The 14,697-nt window shown below is 66.8% G+C and carries 19 protein-coding genes; 10 read left to right on the top strand and 9 right to left on the bottom strand.

All coding sequences use genetic code 11. The annotated features are described in order from the left end of the window. Positions 1 to 144 precede the first annotated feature (144 nt). The gene (locus tag ABS767_RS07035) at positions 145 to 1,659 is read right to left on the bottom strand and encodes a replicative DNA helicase (RefSeq protein WP_408077638.1); all 1,515 of its coding nucleotides are present in this window, start codon (positions 1,657 to 1,659) and stop codon (positions 145 to 147) included. Between the two features lie 93 nt (positions 1,660 to 1,752). Between ABS767_RS07035 and ABS767_RS07030 the strand changes: the two genes are divergently transcribed. The 5 genes from ABS767_RS07030 to dcd are packed head-to-tail and all read left to right on the top strand — an operon-like array spanning position 1,753 to position 4,679. Then, the gene (locus ABS767_RS07030) at positions 1,753 to 2,235 is read left to right on the top strand and encodes a UPF0262 family protein (protein WP_408077637.1); all 483 of its coding nucleotides are present in this window, start codon (positions 1,753 to 1,755) and stop codon (positions 2,233 to 2,235) included. Then, positions 2,232 to 2,906: a GH25 family lysozyme gene (locus ABS767_RS07025; protein ID WP_408077636.1), complete on the top strand. Its 675-nt coding sequence runs from the start codon at positions 2,232 to 2,234 to the stop codon at positions 2,904 to 2,906. Before ABS767_RS07030 ends, ABS767_RS07025 begins: the two co-directional genes overlap by 4 nt. Beyond that, positions 2,903 to 3,352 (top strand): cytidine deaminase, encoded by a 450-nt coding sequence (locus ABS767_RS07020; protein ID WP_408077635.1) that lies wholly within the window; start codon positions 2,903 to 2,905, stop codon positions 3,350 to 3,352. The genes ABS767_RS07025 and ABS767_RS07020 overlap by 4 nt, the downstream gene beginning before the upstream one ends. Continuing rightward, positions 3,352 to 4,065, top strand: a complete 714-nt coding sequence (locus ABS767_RS07015) for a hypothetical protein (protein WP_408077634.1) — start codon at positions 3,352 to 3,354, stop codon at positions 4,063 to 4,065. Before ABS767_RS07020 ends, ABS767_RS07015 begins: the two co-directional genes overlap by 1 nt. A gap of 59 nt (positions 4,066 to 4,124) precedes the next feature. After that, the gene (gene dcd, locus ABS767_RS07010) at positions 4,125 to 4,679 is read left to right on the top strand and encodes a dCTP deaminase (protein ID WP_408077633.1); all 555 of its coding nucleotides are present in this window, start codon (positions 4,125 to 4,127) and stop codon (positions 4,677 to 4,679) included. Positions 4,680 to 4,713: 34 nt separating this feature from the next. Here dcd and ABS767_RS07005 read toward each other — a convergent pair whose 3' ends face one another. From ABS767_RS07005 to ABS767_RS06985, 5 genes are all read right to left on the bottom strand, one after another. Then, positions 4,714 to 5,076 (bottom strand): tetratricopeptide repeat protein, encoded by a 363-nt coding sequence (locus ABS767_RS07005; RefSeq protein WP_408077632.1) that lies wholly within the window; start codon positions 5,074 to 5,076, stop codon positions 4,714 to 4,716. A 164-nt stretch (positions 5,077 to 5,240) separates the two neighbouring features. Further along, positions 5,241 to 5,669, bottom strand: coding sequence for an ExbD/TolR family protein (locus ABS767_RS07000; RefSeq protein WP_408077631.1), 429 nt, complete (start codon positions 5,667 to 5,669; stop codon positions 5,241 to 5,243). 25 nt (positions 5,670 to 5,694) lie between these two features. Further along, the gene (locus tag ABS767_RS06995) at positions 5,695 to 6,165 is read right to left on the bottom strand and encodes an ExbD/TolR family protein (RefSeq protein ID WP_408077630.1); all 471 of its coding nucleotides are present in this window, start codon (positions 6,163 to 6,165) and stop codon (positions 5,695 to 5,697) included. Positions 6,166 to 6,267: 102 nt separating this feature from the next. Continuing rightward, positions 6,268 to 7,035: a MotA/TolQ/ExbB proton channel family protein gene (locus tag ABS767_RS06990; RefSeq protein WP_408077629.1), complete on the bottom strand. Its 768-nt coding sequence runs from the start codon at positions 7,033 to 7,035 to the stop codon at positions 6,268 to 6,270. 76 nt (positions 7,036 to 7,111) lie between these two features. Next, a complete protein-coding gene (locus tag ABS767_RS06985; RefSeq protein WP_408077628.1) occupies positions 7,112 to 7,747 on the bottom strand; it encodes an energy transducer TonB in 636 nt (211 codons plus the stop codon). Positions 7,748 to 8,070: 323 nt separating this feature from the next. Between ABS767_RS06985 and ABS767_RS06980 the strand changes: the two genes are divergently transcribed. Continuing rightward, entirely contained in the window at positions 8,071 to 8,850 is a 780-nt protein-coding gene (locus ABS767_RS06980) for a hypothetical protein (RefSeq protein WP_408077627.1), read from the top strand. A 21-nt stretch (positions 8,851 to 8,871) separates the two neighbouring features. Here ABS767_RS06980 and ABS767_RS06975 read toward each other — a convergent pair whose 3' ends face one another. Both ABS767_RS06975 and ABS767_RS06970 read right to left on the bottom strand, forming a co-directional pair. Then, entirely contained in the window at positions 8,872 to 9,243 is a 372-nt protein-coding gene (locus tag ABS767_RS06975; protein WP_408077626.1) for a dihydroneopterin aldolase, read from the bottom strand. A gap of 84 nt (positions 9,244 to 9,327) precedes the next feature. Then, on the bottom strand, positions 9,328 to 9,960 hold the full coding sequence (locus ABS767_RS06970) for a glutathione S-transferase family protein (protein WP_408077625.1): 633 nt from the start codon (positions 9,958 to 9,960) through the stop codon (positions 9,328 to 9,330). A gap of 95 nt (positions 9,961 to 10,055) precedes the next feature. Between ABS767_RS06970 and ABS767_RS06965 the strand changes: the two genes are divergently transcribed. Genes ABS767_RS06965 through ABS767_RS06950 form a run of 4 tightly spaced genes read left to right on the top strand, consistent with a single transcriptional unit; the run spans position 10,056 to position 12,946 of the window. Beyond that, the gene (locus ABS767_RS06965) at positions 10,056 to 10,538 is read left to right on the top strand and encodes a GNAT family N-acetyltransferase (protein WP_408078663.1); all 483 of its coding nucleotides are present in this window, start codon (positions 10,056 to 10,058) and stop codon (positions 10,536 to 10,538) included. A gap of 40 nt (positions 10,539 to 10,578) precedes the next feature. Beyond that, positions 10,579 to 11,142, top strand: a complete 564-nt coding sequence (locus ABS767_RS06960) for a DUF1285 domain-containing protein (protein ID WP_408077624.1) — start codon at positions 10,579 to 10,581, stop codon at positions 11,140 to 11,142. Next, on the top strand, positions 11,139 to 11,741 hold the full coding sequence (locus ABS767_RS06955) for a CoA pyrophosphatase (protein ID WP_408077623.1): 603 nt from the start codon (positions 11,139 to 11,141) through the stop codon (positions 11,739 to 11,741). Before ABS767_RS06960 ends, ABS767_RS06955 begins: the two co-directional genes overlap by 4 nt. Beyond that, the gene (locus ABS767_RS06950) at positions 11,729 to 12,946 is read left to right on the top strand and encodes a CCA tRNA nucleotidyltransferase (protein ID WP_408077622.1); all 1,218 of its coding nucleotides are present in this window, start codon (positions 11,729 to 11,731) and stop codon (positions 12,944 to 12,946) included. Before ABS767_RS06955 ends, ABS767_RS06950 begins: the two co-directional genes overlap by 13 nt. On the opposite strand, the gene ABS767_RS06945 is transcribed toward ABS767_RS06950, so the two are convergent. Beyond that, positions 12,916 to 14,646 (bottom strand): putative bifunctional diguanylate cyclase/phosphodiesterase, encoded by a 1,731-nt coding sequence (locus ABS767_RS06945; RefSeq protein ID WP_408077621.1) that lies wholly within the window; start codon positions 14,644 to 14,646, stop codon positions 12,916 to 12,918. The genes ABS767_RS06950 and ABS767_RS06945 overlap by 31 nt on opposite strands. Positions 14,647 to 14,697 lie beyond the last annotated feature (51 nt).

Below are 14,697 nucleotides of genomic sequence, written 5' to 3'. Positions count from 1 at the left end.
CGACCTAGCTCATGTTGGCCTCCTTTCTGCCCTGCGGCGACCCCGTGAAGTGGTAGAGAGCAATGTAGCTGTTCCTATTTTGATCTCCAACAGAAAAATTGGAACAAATAATGTCCATTGGCGAGCTGAGAAGTCGTTTCTTCCTCACTCGTACGGCTCGACCATCATGTCGCCGGCATAGTCGCTGAAGCGGGTGTAGCTCGGTTCGAACTTGAGCAATGTCTTGCCGGTCGCGCCGTGGCGCTGCTTGGCGATGATCAGTTCGGCGAGGCCGTAGACGCGCTCCATGTCGAGCGCCCACTTCGCGTGATCCTCGAACGTCTTGGGGTCGTCGCCCTCGCGCGGGCGCTTGGGTTCGCGCGCTGCGACGTAGTAATCCTCGCGGAACACGAACCACACCATGTCGGCGTCCTGCTCGATCGAGCCCGATTCGCGCAGGTCCGACAGCATCGGGCGCTTGTCCTCGCGGCTTTCGACCGCGCGGCTCAGCTGCGACAGCGCGATCACGGGGACGTTGATGTCCTTGGCCAGCGTCTTGAGGCCGCGGCTGATCTCCGAGATTTCCTGCACGCGGTTGCCGTCGCGGTTGTTGCCGCTACCCTGCAGCAACTGGAGATAGTCGACGATGACGAGACCGAGCTCGCCGTCATGCTTGGACTGGAGGCGGCGGACGCGGCTGTGCAGCGCGCTGATCGTCAGGCCGGCGGTATCGTCGATATAGAGCGGCAGCTGTTCCAGATCGGCCGCCGCCTGCGCCAGCTGGGCAAACTCCGCCTTGCTGATGTTACCCATGCGCAGCGCTTCGGACGGGATCTTCGACGATTCGGACAGGATGCGCAGCGCCAGCTGGTCCGCCGACATTTCGAGGCTGAAGAACGCGACCTTGGCGCCGATCGATTCCTTTGGGCTGATGCCGAGGCGGACGTCGTCCATCATGCGCCGTGCGGCATTATAGGCGATGTTGGTGGCGAGCGAGGTCTTGCCCATGCCCGGGCGCCCGGCGAGGATGATGAGATCGCTATGGTGCAGACCGCCGATCCGGCTGTTGACCGAATCGAAGCCGGTGGTGACTCCCGCGACCCCGCCGCCCGCGCTCTGCGCGCGCTTGGCGTTCTCCAGCGCGATCTTGGTCGCTTCGTTGAACGACTTGACGGTGTTGGCGGTGCCGCCGTCCGCCGCGACCTTGAACAGCGCCTCTTCGGCGCGGTCGATCTGTTCGCGCGGATTGACGTCTTCGCTGGTGTCGAGCGCCTTTTCGACCATCTCGCGGCCGACCACGATCAGTTCGCGCAACAGGGCGAGATCGTAGATCTGGCGGGCGAACTGGCGCGCGCCGATCAGTCCCGCGCCCGATCCGGTGAGCTGGGCGAGATAGGCAGGCCCGCCGAGCTGGGCCATCCCCTCGTCCTTTTCGAACAGGGGCTTGAGCGTCACCGGGGTTGCCAGCATGTCCTGCTTGCGCAGCGTCTTGATCGCCCGGAAGATGCGGCCGTGCACCGGCTCGAAGAAATGCTGGTCCTGGATCACCTCGACAATGTCGTCCGCCAGGCGGTTGTCGATCATCATCGCGCCGAGCAGCGCGGCCTCCGCCTCCACATTCTGGGGCAGGCGCGGGGCGGCATCCGCCGATGCGGCGGGCAGGGTTGCGATCGTGGCCATGCCCCCCTTTCCCACCCCAGCCGCGCGCACTCAAGCGGCAACACCCTGTTTATCCTGTGGACGAACGCGGGGCGCGCCCGGTAGTGGCGGGACATGGCCGATCCCCGGATCATCGACGTCACGCTGGACGAGCGCACCATATTGTGGCGCTCGGCGGATATCGAGCAGGAGCGGCGGATCGCGATCTTCGACCTGATCGAGGAGAACAGCTTCGCGCCGCAGCGTGCCTATCCCGATGGCTATGCCGGGCCGTATCGGGTGCACCTCACGGTGCAGGAAGGGCGGCTGGGGATCGAGATCAAGCGCGAGGACGACAGCCCGCTCGAAACGCTGATCCTCGGCCTTGCCGCATTCCGGCGCCCGATCCGCGACTATTTCGCGATCTGCGACAGCTATTTCCAGGCGATCCGCAGCGCCACGCCGGCGCAGATCGAGACGATCGACATGGCGCGGCGCGGCATCCATGACGATGCGGCGCGGGTGCTGATGGAACGGCTGGAAGGCAAGATCGCGATCGATCACCCGACCGCGCGGCGGCTGTTCACACTCATCTGCGTGCTGCACATCAAGGCATGAAGGGTCTACGCATCTCGGCTGGGGTGATCCTGGCGCTCGCGCTGGTGGGCGTGTGCGCGTGGATGTTCGCGATCGCATGGGCGCCGCCGCGCGCCGACTATGCCATCCAGGGCATCGACGTGTCGGACGAGGACGGCGCGGTCGACTGGTTCACGGTCAAGGCGGGCGATGTCGGCTTCGCCTATGCGCGCGCGACGATCGGTGCCGATGCGCGCGACGCGCTGTTCGCGGAAAACTGGGCGGGAATGTACGAGGTCGGCTTGCGGCGCGGGGCGATCCACGGCTTTTCGCTGTGCCAGCTGGCGCGCGACCAGGCGGGCGCGTTCGTGGCGACGGTGCCGCGCGATCCCGATGCCCTGCCCGCCGCGATCGACCTGTCGTTCCGCGAGGATTGCCCGGCGCGGCCCGAGCGCGACGTGGTGCTGGGCGAAATCCGCGCGCTCGCCGCGATCCTCGAAACGCATAGCGGCAAGCCGGTCATCCTGCGCATCGATCCGGAGTTCGAGGCGCAGTATCAGGTCAGCGGGACGATTCCGCGATCGCTGTGGAGCACCGGCATGTTCTTTCCGCCGACCTATCTCGCGCGGCCGTGGCGGATGTGGCAGGCCAGCACGATCCGCCGCATCGAAGGGGTCGAGCACCCCGTCAACTGGAATGTCGTCGCGCCATGACCGAGCATGAAGCCCCCCGCCTGATCGCCGCCGCGCGCGAGGCGGCGCGCAACGCCCACGCCCCCTATTCGAACTTCGCGGTCGGGGCGGCGCTGTTGATGACCGATGGCAGCATCGTCACAGGCTGCAATTTCGAGAATGCGAGCTACGGCCTGTCGCTGTGCGCCGAGACGGTGGCGACGGCGAAAGCGAGTTCGGAGGGGCGGCTCCGCGATGTGGTCGCGGTGGGCATCATCGGCGGGATGATGGCGGACGGCGTGGCGCACGGCAGCGACCCGATCCGGCCGTGCGGGCGGTGTCGGCAGGTGTTGAACGAAGCGGCGCAGATGGGTCGTCGCGATCTGGCCGTGTACTGCGCGGGGGCGGAGGGTGAGGCGTATGAGTCGCATCGGCTGAGCGACCTGCTCCCGCACGCCTTCGGGCCGGGGGATTTGGGGATCGGGTGATGCGAGCAGCGCTCCTGATCCTGCCGGTCCTGCTGGCGGCGTGTTCCGAGCCCGGCGCCGAACGCATCGACAAGGTCATCGACGGACCGCTTCCTGGTGATCGTGCGATTTCGGTCGCCGATGCCGGCGGCGAGCCGCTGGCGCGTGTCGGGTCCGATGGATTTCGGGTGCTGATCCAGCCATCGTTTGGGCGCTATCGCTATTATCTGTCGCTGCGCCGGCTCCCGGCGGGATGCCTTCCCCGCGCGCGTCAGCAGGACGATGGCCAGGATTGTGGCCCGGGCCGAATCAGCGCTCGGCGTATCGACGAGAATGATGGGGAGGTGCGGAAGGCGGAGTTCTTCGTTCCTGGCGAGGAAGTGGACACGCTGGTTGGAGATCTCGACGCGCGCCTCACGCGATGGCGCGGCACGGACACAGTCACGTTTGATGGGACGCGCGTGTCGCTCGAGCGCGTTCGAAATGGGAGCGTGCGCTCGATCGACACCAACCATGACGGGCCCGAGAATCCCGCATCACAGTTGCGTCGCGATTTGCAGCGCATTCTCCTCGCCTATGGTCCGACGGGGTTCGCGCCGCGATCGAGCAGTTGGAGCGTTCGAAACGTGGTGGAGCAAGACGCCTGCCACAATCCCGCGCTGGCCACGCCTCTCGACCGCGGATTTGGCGTGGGCGACAGCGACTGCGACGCCGCGAAGCGCTGGCCACGCTGAAGCCCCCTTGCCCCGCGCGCGCATTCCGGCGATGCCGGGCGCGCTAATCAGGAGCGCCCATGTCCATTCTTTCCGACATCTGGATTCGCGAACAGGCCCAGAAGCACGGCATGATCGAGCCGTTCGTCGAGGCGCAGCGGCGGGAGGGGTGCATCTCCTATGGCCTGTCCTCCTATGGCTATGACGCGCGGGTGGCGGACGAGTTCAAGATCTTCACCAATATCGACAGCGCGGTGGTGGATCCCAAGGATTTCGCGTCGACCAGCTTCGTCGATCGCCAGACCGATTGCTGCATCATCCCACCCAACAGCTTTGCGCTGGCGCGGACGGTGGAGTATTTCAGGGTGCCGCGCGACGTTCTGGTCATCTGCCTGGGCAAGTCGACCTATGCGCGGTGCGGGATCATCGTCAACGTCACGCCGCTCGAGCCCGAATGGGAGGGGCATGTGACGCTGGAGTTTTCGAACACGACGCCCCTGCCCGCCAAAATCTATGCGAACGAGGGCGCGTGCCAGTTCCTGTTCCTGAAAGGGAACGAGCCGTGCGAGACGAGCTACGCCGATCGCGCGGGCAAATATATGGGCCAGCGCGGCGTTACCCTGCCGCGACTGTGACGTGCCGGGCGGGAGTTCCGCCCGGCCGGTGGACTTAGCGGCCCGCCATCCGCGCTGCGTCGAGCTGGCGCAGGCCGCGCTGTGCGACGAGATGCGATCCGGCGACGTCGCCGTCGGTGATGTCCATCGCCACCGGCTTCTGATCCAGCACCTGCTTGTAGAGTGCGCGTGCCTCGGTCGCGCGCCCGGTGCGTGCGTAGACGGCGGCCAGGTTCAGCAGCAGCTCGGGTCGGTCGCGATAGATTTTGCGTTCGGCGAGCAGGGCGCGTTCGGCGGCGTCATAGTTGCCGGCAGCGATGGCAAGATGCGCAGCGGGCTGCTCGACGGTTTCGGCGTGCACCGCCGGGGCGAGCGCGAGCGGCGCGGCAAGGACAATCGAGGCGAGGATCTTACGCATTGCACCCATCTCCATTTATTACAGTTCAATGACACCTAGGTGTCACTAATGTGTCATATGGACAAGTGCGAAGGCTGCAATCGTGCGCAGGGCCGCCGGAGCCGGGCATAAAAAAAGGGCGGCCCGAAAGCCGCCCCCTCTCAAATCCTGGTCGTGAAACGCGATCAGAAGTCGTTGCGATACTGCTCGTTGCCGACGAAGCCGAGCTTCGTCACGGCGGACCGCTTGATCACTGCCAGCACCTCATCGACGCGCTCGTAGCGCGCCTGCGGATCGGGCTGGAAATGCAGTTCCGGTTCCGGCGAGATCTGGACGCTCTGGTCCAGATACTGGCGCAGCGTGACGAGATCGATCTCGCTGCCGTTCCAGGCCACGCGCCCGTCGGGCAAGATCGTGATCTTGTTCTTCTGCGGCTCGACCGGGGGCGGGGTCTGCGGCCCCTGATTCTGCGGCAGGTCGACCTTCACCGCGTGCGTCTGCGCAGGAATGGTCACGATCAGCATGATGAGGAGAACGAGCATGACGTCGATCAACGGCGTCGTGTTCATTTCCATCATCGGCTGGCCGTCTTCTTGGCCGGCACTCATTGCCATGGCGTCTTACTCCTGAACTTCTGACTTATTGCGTGGCGACCGACGGCTGCGAGATGAAGCCGACCTTCACGAACCCGGCATTCTGCATCGTGTAGATGACCCCGCCGATGCACTTGTACGGCGTGTTCACGTCGCCGCGGATGTGCACTTCGGGGATGTCGTCGGGCCGGATGTTGTCACCCAGCTGATCGACCACCGCCTTCAGATTGTCGCTCGCGCGCTGAAGCAGTTCGGTGCTCGTGATCGGGCTCATCTGCCAGAACACCTGGCACGTCCCCGATTCATCCGCACGCACCGCGAGCAGCACGTTTTCCTTCTTGGTCACGGTCGGCTCGAACTGCACCTTGGGCAGTTCCAGTTCGACCGACTGAATCGCCACCGGAATCGCGATCAGAAAGATGATGAGGAGAACCAACATGACGTCCACCAGGGGCGTCGTGTTGATGTCCGACATCGGTTTTTCTTCGGCGCCACCGCCGCCTACACTCATCGCCATTGGCGCAATCCTATCTTTCGCATCCTGTCCCCGGGCCCGTCTGGCCCGGCGGGTGACCGCGCGGCGCGGCGAGCCGCCACCGCACGGTCCTCAGTCGAACCTTCAGGCCTTGGCAGTGGTCGCGACCGGCGGCGCCTTCGGCGCGGGCTTGGCACCCTTGACGGCCGGACGGACGCGGCCGTCCGACGCCAGGTAGCCGAGCACGTCGTTCGAGAAGCCGCTGAGGTCTTCGGCGATCGACTTGTTGCGACGCTGGAGCCAGTTGTAGGCGAGCACTGCGGGAACCGCGACGACGAGGCCGAGCGCGGTCATGATCAGCGCTTCACCGACCGGGCCGGCAACGGTGCCGATCGACGCGTCACCCGCCGCACCGATCTTGATCAGCGCGCGGAAGATGCCGACGACGGTACCGAACAGACCGATGAACGGTGCGGTCGAACCGACGGTCGCGAGGAAGGCGAGACCGCCACCCAGCTGCGAGTTGATCGAGTCCTGCGAACGCTGGAGCGAGCCGTGCAGCCAGTCATGCGCTTCGATCGGGTCGGTCAGTTCTTTGTACTGGTCCTGCGCCAGCAGCGCGTCGTCGACGATCTGGCGATAGGCCGAGTTCTTCTCGAGCTTCGCCGCGCCTTCGCGCAGGCTGCCCGACTGCCAGAATACGTTGCGCACGCGCTTGTACTGGTTGAGCACCTTCTGCTGCTCAAACACCTTGGTGAACAGGATGTAGAGCGAGAAGAAGAGCATGCCGGTCAGGATGATGGCGGTGCTCCAGGCGATCACGCCGCCTTCGTTCATCGCGTGCAGGATGTCGAAGTTGGTGGGCGGCGGGGCTCCAGCAGCGGCTCCGGCGGCGAGAATGGTGGTGAGCATGTGCGGTTCTTTCCCTTGAGATAAAGCGAATTGTGTTCAGGTTACCGGGCGGGCGCGTCCGACGCGCCCGGACCCGTCAGTCTTCGAGCTGCCAGCGGAAGCGCAGCGACTTGGTGCTGGCGATCGGATTGCCGGCTGCATCCTTCGCAGGCGAATAGCGACCACGGCGGGTCACCAGGCTGCAGGTCGCGTTGTCGAGAGCGGACGAACCCGATCCGGACGTGACGCGACAACCCTCGATCCGACCCTGGGTATTGATCGTGAAGGTAACCCCGACCGACCCTTCGTCGCCGGCACGGCGTGCGGCGGGCGGATAGTCGTCGGACGTCACCCACGTTCCAGGATTGCCGCGTGCTGCCGCAGCCTGGCTGACAGCCGGCGGCGGGGGAGGTGGCGGCGGCGCGGGCGGAGCCGGCGGCGCGGGAGGCGTCGGCGGCTGGCTCGGCGGGATCACGTTCGACAGGCTGATCGGCGGTGGAGGTGCCGGAACCTGAACGATCGGCTTCTGCACGACCACCGTGGTGGGTGGCGGCGGAACCGGCGAGTCGGGTGGGGGCGGAGGCGGTGGAACTTCCTCGGGCGGGGGTGGCGGCTCGAGAACCTCGAACACTTCCATCTCTTCCGCGGCTTCCTTGACAAATTTGTAGGCAAGCCCGGTTACGAACGCGTAACCGAGAATGGCGAGGATGACCGAGACGACTACGATCGCCACGATCCGACTGCCTCCTACATCACGATCTGCGTAGGCCATTCAGCAACTAAACTCCTTCGTTCGCCGCGCCGTTGCCCGGCACCCTGGCATCTTTATCGGCGTGGCTCGACCCGACGGAAGCAGGCACTTCCGGTCCAGGTGCGGGGCAAGTCCTATCGCGGCGATTTGCGTGACGCAAACGCTTTGTCGGACGCAATAAACGTATAATCCGGGTGCGACAGAAATATTTCTGTATGCCGGTGGGACAATCCGTTAGGCTCTGCGCCATGTTTCGGACCCGTATTGTTTTGCTTTCCGCCGCAATCTGTGCGGCTTCGCCCCAAATGTTAACGCCCGCGGCGGCGCAGCGGGTCGCCGAGTCCGGCGTCGTGGTGCCGCGCTACGCCGACATGGCCGACCTCGTACTCCGCTCGCCGGTCGTGATCGACGCGCAGATTCGCAGCGCGGTGCGAATCAAGGGCGCGGAGGCGGCCGGCGTCGCGCCGGGGCATGTGCGCTTCTATGTCGAGGCCGACGTGCTGGCGCTGATTCGCGCCGGTGCGCCGATGCCCGCGCGCATCGGGTATGTCGTCGATGTCCCGCTCGATGCGCGCGGACGCGCGCCCCGGCTGAACAAGCGGCGGGTGCTGGCCTTTGCCCGCCCGGTGGCCGGGCGGCCCCAGATGGTCCAGCTGACCACGGTCGATTCGCAGCGCGACTGGAGCGCGGAACTCGACGCGCTGGTGCGCGGCATCGTGCGCGAGGTGGTGGCTCCCGACGCGCCCCCGGCGGTGACCGGGCTCGGCAACGCCTTTCACGTGCCCGGCACGCTCCCGGGCGAGGGGGAGACGCAGATTTTCGTGCAGACCGCGACGGGAGCGCCGATTTCGCTGTCGATCCTGCGACGACCGGGACAGGACCGGCGCTGGTCGGTCTCGCTGGGCGAGATCGTCGACGAAGGCGCGGGCGCGCCGCCGCGCGACACGTTGCTGTGGTACCGGCTGGCCTGCGGCCTGCCGCGCGCGCTGCCCCCCGAAAGCCTGTCGGCCGAAGACCCCGACAACGCACGCTTCGCGCGCGAGGATTATCGCTTCGTGCTGGAGCAGCTGGGCAGCTGCCGCTAGCGCGCTATCAGCGCGGCGGCCTTATCGGCGGTGCCGGACCATCCGGATGCCGATCTTTTCGTCCGCCTCGGCAATGGCGAGCTTGACGATCTCCACCTCGACCCGGCGAATGCGCGCGTCGCCGGTCATCAGCGTTTCGGCGATATGATCGGCCACCCCCTCGATCAGCGTGAAATGCACGCCCGCGGGCAGCGCGCCGGTCGCGGCATGCTTGAGATCGAGATAGGATTTCGATGCGCTGAGCGGCGTATCGGGTTCGAACCGGCCGATCGGCGCCAGATCGACGGTGATCGAGATGCGCAGCGGCTGGGGCAGATGCGTCTCTTCGGAATAGACGCCGGTGAGAACCTGGACTTCGAGATCGCGGACCTGAAGCTGTAGAAGATCGTTCAACGAACCATGCCCCTGGGGAAACTGATCGCGCGCCCATAGGCCGCGCTCCCGCAAACGGCAATGCGGTTCGGTGTCGGCGGGCAATCAGGCGGTCGCGCTGGGCCGCGCGCTAGCCTCCCCATGCCAGCGGCGCAGATTCGCGAGATGTTCGGGCACCGCAAGCCGTGCCGCGCGCGCAAAATCGATCGTCACCAGCGCCGTGATGTCGGCGAAGCTGTAATCGTCCCCGGCGATCCACGCCCGGTCGGCGAGCCGCGCGTCGAGCGCATCGACGAACGCTTCCCACATGATCGCGCCGCGCGCGGCGAGTTCGGGGATCTGCGCGACGTTGAGGCCCGCATCGGGAATCGCCCGATCCTTGAACGCAGCGCCGGTGTTGCGCAGCACGTAGACCGCGGCAGCATAGCCATCCCCCTCGATCCGGCGTGTCCAGCTTTCGATCCGCCCGATCTGGATCGCGGTCCGCCCGAACAGCGACGGCTCGGGATGGATCGCCTCGAAATAGCGGCAGATCGCCGCGGATTCGCAGAGCACTTCGCCGTCGTCCAGCTTGAGCGCCGGCACCGCGCCGCGCGGGTTGATCCGCAGATAGGCGTCGGTGAGATGCTCGCCGGTTCTGAGGTCTATCGCCTCGCACGGAACCTCGACGCCCTTTTCGGCGAGGAAGATGCGCACGCGGCGCGGGCTGGGCGCCCAGGGCGCGTCATAGAGCTTCATCGCCGGCCTCCTTTATTCCGCTAGGCGCGGACTCGGTTTCGGGGCTAAAGCCGCGCGCCCCGGGCGTCCATCCCCCTGAGCCGCTGGAGATTGCGCTGTTCGAACTGGTGCCCCTGTCCGACGTGTACCGCGATGCGGTCGAGCACCTGCTCGACCGCGTGTTCGGCGCCGATCGTCACGCGCGCACGGCCTATCGCCTGCGCGAGGGCGTGGACGCAGTGCCGGAGCTGAGCTTCGCCGCGGTCGAACAGGGGACGCTGGTGGGCAGCATCCAATGCTGGCCGGTCGCGCTGGCCGGCGATGACGGCGTGACCTATCCGATGATCCTGGTGGGCCCGGTCGCGGTCTCGCCCGAGCGCCAGAATGTCGGCATCGGCCGCGCGCTGATGGGCCGGGCGATCGCGCGCGCGGGCGAAGCGCCGCTTATGCTGATCGGCGACCTGGACTATTATGCGCAGTTCGGCTTCGACGCGTCGCGCACGGGCGGATGGCGGCTGCCGGGCCCGTTCGCGCGCGAACGCCTGCTTGCCCGCGGCGCCGCGCCGGATCGGCCGGGCATGGTCGGGCCGCACCGCTGACCCTTTACCCGGGCCGCAAAAACGGCCTACGGGATTTGCCATGCCGATGCCCCCGCCCCCCGACCTCGCCAGCCTCTCGCTCGCCGAGATCGCACGGCTCGCCGAGGCGCAGAAGCTGCCGCCGGTCGACAGCTGGAACCCGGCGCATTGCGGGCATAGCGACATGCGCATCGCGCGCGATGGCAGCTGGTATCATCAGGGATCGCCGATCGGTCGTCCGGCAATGGTGCGACTGTTCGCATCGATCCTGCGGCGCGAGGCGGATGGCCGCCATGTGCTGGTGACGCCGGTCGAGAAACTGGACATCGAGGTCGAGGACGCCCCGTTCGTCGCGGTGGAGATGAAGCGCGAGGGCGACGGCCCCGAGGCCCGCCTCGCCTTTCGGCTAAATACCGGTGACCTGGTCGCCGCGGGTCCGGACCATCCGTTGCGCTTCGAGGAGCGCGACGATGGCCCCCATCCCTATCTGCACGTCAGGGGTGGACTCGAAGCCCTGATCGCGCGGCCGGTCTATTACGACCTTGCCACGCTCGCGCTCGACAATGGCTCCGATCCGCCGGGAATCTGGAGCAACGGTGCGTTCTTCCCGATCGAGCCGGCATGACGCTGGCCGAGCGACTGCGCGCCGCGCTCGATGCCGAACACGCGACCGCGCCGGTGCTGCTGGCGGGTGACGAGCGCGACCCGGGGCCCGACGCCGATGGCGTGCCGACCCCGGCGGCCGTGCTGGTCGCCGTCACCGACCGTAGCGCGCCCGGGCTGATTCTGACCCAGCGCACCGATACGCTGCGCCGCCACGCCGGGCAGATCGCCTTCCCGGGAGGGCGGATCGACCCCGAGGACGATGGCGCAATCACCGCGGCGCTGCGCGAGGCGGAGGAGGAAATCGGCCTGGCGCGCAGCGCGGTCCAGCTGGTCGGCACCGCCGATCGCTATCGCACCGTCACCGGGTTCGAAGTGCAGCCCGTGCTCGGGGTGATCCCGCCCGACCTGCCGCTGCGCGCCGAACCGGGCGAGGTCGCGGCGATCTTCGAGGCGCCGCTCGCCTATCTGCTCGACCCTGCCAACCATGTCGAGGCGAGCGTCGAATGGCAGGGGCGCGAGCGGCGCTATTACGAGATCATGTGGCAAGACTTTCGGATCTGGGGGGCGACCGCAGCCATGCTGGTCAATCTGTCGCGGCGGCTGCGATGGATCGCGTGACCCTGCCCCCCGCCGACTGGCGCGCGCGGCCCGGCCTGGACCGGCTGACCGCGGCACTGGGCGACGGCAATGCCCGGTTCGTAGGCGGGGCGGTCCGCGATACGCTGCTCGGCATCGCCGTATCGGACGTCGACATCGCCACCCCGCTCAATCCGCAGGAGGTGGTCCGGCGGCTCGAGAATGCCGGCATCAAGGCGGTTCCGACCGGCATCGCGCATGGCACGATCACCGCCGTGAGCAGCGGCACCGTGGTCGAGGTCACGACCTTGCGCCGCGACGTCTCGACCGATGGCCGCCGCGCCACCGTTGCCTTTACCGACGACTGGCGCGCGGATGCGGCGCGGCGCGATTTCACGATCAACGCGCTCTATGCCGATCCGGCGACGGGCGAGGTGTTCGACTATTTCGGCGGCCTTGCCGATCTGGCCGCGCGCCATGTGCGTTTCATCGGCGATCCGTTGCAGCGCATTGCCGAGGATCATCTGCGCATCCTACGCTTTTTTCGCTTCCTTGCGCGGTTCGGCGATACCCCCGACACGGCGTCGCTCGACGCCTGTACCGCGCGCGCCAACGACCTGATGGCGCTGTCGCGCGAGCGCATTGCCGACGAGCTGCTCAAGCTGCTGGTCGCGCGCGAGGCGGTGCGGATCGTGGCGCTGATGGTGGAGCGGGGCATCTTTCGCCCGGTGCTGCCCGAGATCGATGCCGACGGGGTCGCGCGGATGGTCGCGCTGGCGGCGGTAGAAGACGCGACCGGGATCGGACTCGACCCGATTCGTCGCCTCGCCGCGCTGCTCCCGCGCGATCCGGCGATGGGCGAGCAGGTCGCCGCGCGGCTCAAACTCTCCAACACGCAGCGCAAACGCACCGGCTCGGCGCTCGTTGATGCGGGGGAAGATCCCGAAGCGCTGGCCTATCGGGTCGGAAGCGAGACGGCGATCGACCGGATCGCGCTGACGCCCACGCTGGACGACGAGCAGCGCCGGGCCGCATTGGTGCATCTGCGCGACTGGAGGGTGCCGGTCTTCCCGCTATCGGGCGGCGCGCTGATCGCACGCGGGCTTTCAAAGGGGCCCGAAGTCGCGCGCGCGCTGCGGCAGATCGAGGAGCGCTGGATCGCCGAGCGCTTTCCCGATGCGGCGCGTACCGGCGAAATCGCCGATGAGGTGGTGGCTCAGGCGCTGCGCTCGGACAGCAACGCGTAGGCCGCGTCGGCGTCGAGAGGACGCGAATAGAGAAAGCCCTGACCATAGTTGCAGCCCAGCGCGGCGAGCGTCTGGGCGAGTTCGTTGGTCTCGATCCCCTCCGCCGTGGTCTGCATGCCCAGCGCCATCGCCAGGCTGAGGATGGCGCGGACGATCGCCACCTTGTCGCGGTCGGCCAGCATGCCCGACACGAAGCTGCGATCGATCTTGAGCACGTCGATCGGCAGTTTCTGGAGATAGGCGAGATTGGAATAGCCCGTGCCGAAATCGTCCATCGCGAGCGTGGTGCCGAGATCCTTGAGCGCATGCATGGTGCGCGCGATCCGGTCCGGGTCGGTGACGAGCGCGCTTTCGGTGAGTTCCAGCGTGATCTTGCGTCCGTCGACAGCGTTCGCCGCAAGCGCAGCCTCGACCATCGGTGCGATCTGGTCGCGCTGAAGCTGGATCGCGGACAGGTTGACCGCGACCTTGGCGCCGCAATCGCCCCCGGCCAGCCGGTCCCAGTGCGCCACCGTGCGGGCCGCTTCGTGCATTGCCCAGCGGCCGAGCGGAACGATCAGCCCCGATTCCTCCGCCACCGGGATGAACTCGACCGGGGAGAGCGCGATACCCTGTTCGGTGGTCCAGCGTGCCAGTGCCTCGAACGAGACGATGCGCCCGGTCGCGAGGTCGCAGATCGGCTGGAAGTTGAGCGACAGCGCGCCATTGTCGATCGCCCGGCGCAATTCGGTTTCGATGCTGAATTCCTGGCGGACGACATCGAAGGCGCGGGTCTGATAGACTTCGGTCCGACCCGATTCCTTGCTGCGCTTCATCGCGAACTGCGCGTGGCGGATCAGTTCCTCGGCATCGTCATGCTCGCCATCGCCGATCGCGATGCCGATCGCGCAGTCGACGCGAATCTCGAAATCGGAAAGCCGGAACGGCGTGGTCAGCGCGTTCTGGATGCGCTTGGCGACATGCAGCGCGTCCTGGATTCCCTCATCGAGTTCGAGCCGGATCGCGAACTCGTCGCCGCCAGTGCGGGCCAGATTGTCATGACCGCGCAGCGCGCCCTTGACCCGGCGCGCGACGGAGATGAGCAGTTCGTCGCCGGCAAGGCCACCCATGCAGGCATTGATCCGGCTGAACCGGTCGAGGTTGATGACGAGAATTGCAAACCTGTCGACCCCGGCGCGCTCGATCTCGGCCTCGAGATCCTCGCCGAAGCCCGCGCGGTTCGGCAGGCCGGTGAGGCTGTCGGTCAGCATCTCGCGTCGCAGGCTGCGCTGGGTGCGCAGTTCCGATGTATGGTCGACCAGCGTGACGAGGCAGCGATTCGCGCGCTTCTCGGTGCTGCGCCGGGCGAGCCTTACGCGAAAGAAGCGCGCATCGACCGTATCGCCCAGTTCCCAGTCGAATTCGACCTCGATCGTGTTCGAATCCAGAAACTCGGCGATTCGATCACCAAGCCGCACGATCACCGGCGATTGATCGACTGTCGTGCCGAGGCCCGCCAGCCGGAACGGCCGGTTCACCGACTCAAAGCAGAATCGCTCTCCGGTGCGCTCGACGATCGCCGCGGGGATCGGAAGGAGGTTGAGCACTTGGGCGGTGTGGGAGGGACCCAGCGTCGCGGGGGCAACCGTGCGACGCGCCTCGCCTGCGGGCAAGGCAGGCGCGGGGTCGGACTTGTCCTTGCGGCGGCGCGACAGAAACATCGGTCCCTGCGTTAGGGACATTTGGTTAAGCGGTGCTGAAGGCGCTGCGTA

It is taken from the genome of Sphingomonas plantiphila, assembly GCF_046000505.1.
GTDB classification, from domain to species: Bacteria; Pseudomonadota; Alphaproteobacteria; order Sphingomonadales; family Sphingomonadaceae; genus Sphingomonas; species Sphingomonas plantiphila.
The sequence above is the reverse complement of the archived record's forward strand: the minus strand, read 5'-3'. Positions and strand labels throughout refer to the sequence as shown.

What these genes read in the sequence shown, in the direction of transcription:
- ABS767_RS07035 (WP_408077638.1), bottom strand. Translation starts at nt 1,659, where the DNA reads ATGGCCACGATCGCAACCCTGCCCGCCGCATCGGCGGATGCCGCCCCG.
- ABS767_RS07030 (WP_408077637.1), top strand. Translation starts at nt 1,753, where the DNA reads ATGGCCGATCCCCGGATCATCGACGTCACGCTGGACGAGCGCACCATA.
- ABS767_RS07025 (WP_408077636.1), top strand. Translation starts at nt 2,232, where the DNA reads ATGAAGGGTCTACGCATCTCGGCTGGGGTGATCCTGGCGCTCGCGCTG.
- ABS767_RS07020 (WP_408077635.1), top strand. Translation starts at nt 2,903, where the DNA reads ATGACCGAGCATGAAGCCCCCCGCCTGATCGCCGCCGCGCGCGAGGCG.
- ABS767_RS07015 (WP_408077634.1), top strand. Translation starts at nt 3,352, where the DNA reads ATGCGAGCAGCGCTCCTGATCCTGCCGGTCCTGCTGGCGGCGTGTTCC.
- dcd (WP_408077633.1), top strand. Translation starts at nt 4,125, where the DNA reads ATGTCCATTCTTTCCGACATCTGGATTCGCGAACAGGCCCAGAAGCAC.
- ABS767_RS07005 (WP_408077632.1), bottom strand. Translation starts at nt 5,076, where the DNA reads ATGCGTAAGATCCTCGCCTCGATTGTCCTTGCCGCGCCGCTCGCGCTC.
- ABS767_RS07000 (WP_408077631.1), bottom strand. Translation starts at nt 5,669, where the DNA reads ATGGCAATGAGTGCCGGCCAAGAAGACGGCCAGCCGATGATGGAAATG.
- ABS767_RS06995 (WP_408077630.1), bottom strand. Translation starts at nt 6,165, where the DNA reads ATGGCGATGAGTGTAGGCGGCGGTGGCGCCGAAGAAAAACCGATGTCG.
- ABS767_RS06990 (WP_408077629.1), bottom strand. Translation starts at nt 7,035, where the DNA reads ATGCTCACCACCATTCTCGCCGCCGGAGCCGCTGCTGGAGCCCCGCCG.
- ABS767_RS06980 (WP_408077627.1), top strand. Translation starts at nt 8,071, where the DNA reads ATGTTAACGCCCGCGGCGGCGCAGCGGGTCGCCGAGTCCGGCGTCGTG.
- ABS767_RS06970 (WP_408077625.1), bottom strand. Translation starts at nt 9,960, where the DNA reads ATGAAGCTCTATGACGCGCCCTGGGCGCCCAGCCCGCGCCGCGTGCGC.
- ABS767_RS06960 (WP_408077624.1), top strand. Translation starts at nt 10,579, where the DNA reads ATGCCGATGCCCCCGCCCCCCGACCTCGCCAGCCTCTCGCTCGCCGAG.
- ABS767_RS06955 (WP_408077623.1), top strand. Translation starts at nt 11,139, where the DNA reads ATGACGCTGGCCGAGCGACTGCGCGCCGCGCTCGATGCCGAACACGCG.
- ABS767_RS06950 (WP_408077622.1), top strand. Translation starts at nt 11,729, where the DNA reads ATGGATCGCGTGACCCTGCCCCCCGCCGACTGGCGCGCGCGGCCCGGC.
- ABS767_RS06945 (WP_408077621.1), bottom strand. Translation starts at nt 14,646, where the DNA reads ATGTTTCTGTCGCGCCGCCGCAAGGACAAGTCCGACCCCGCGCCTGCC.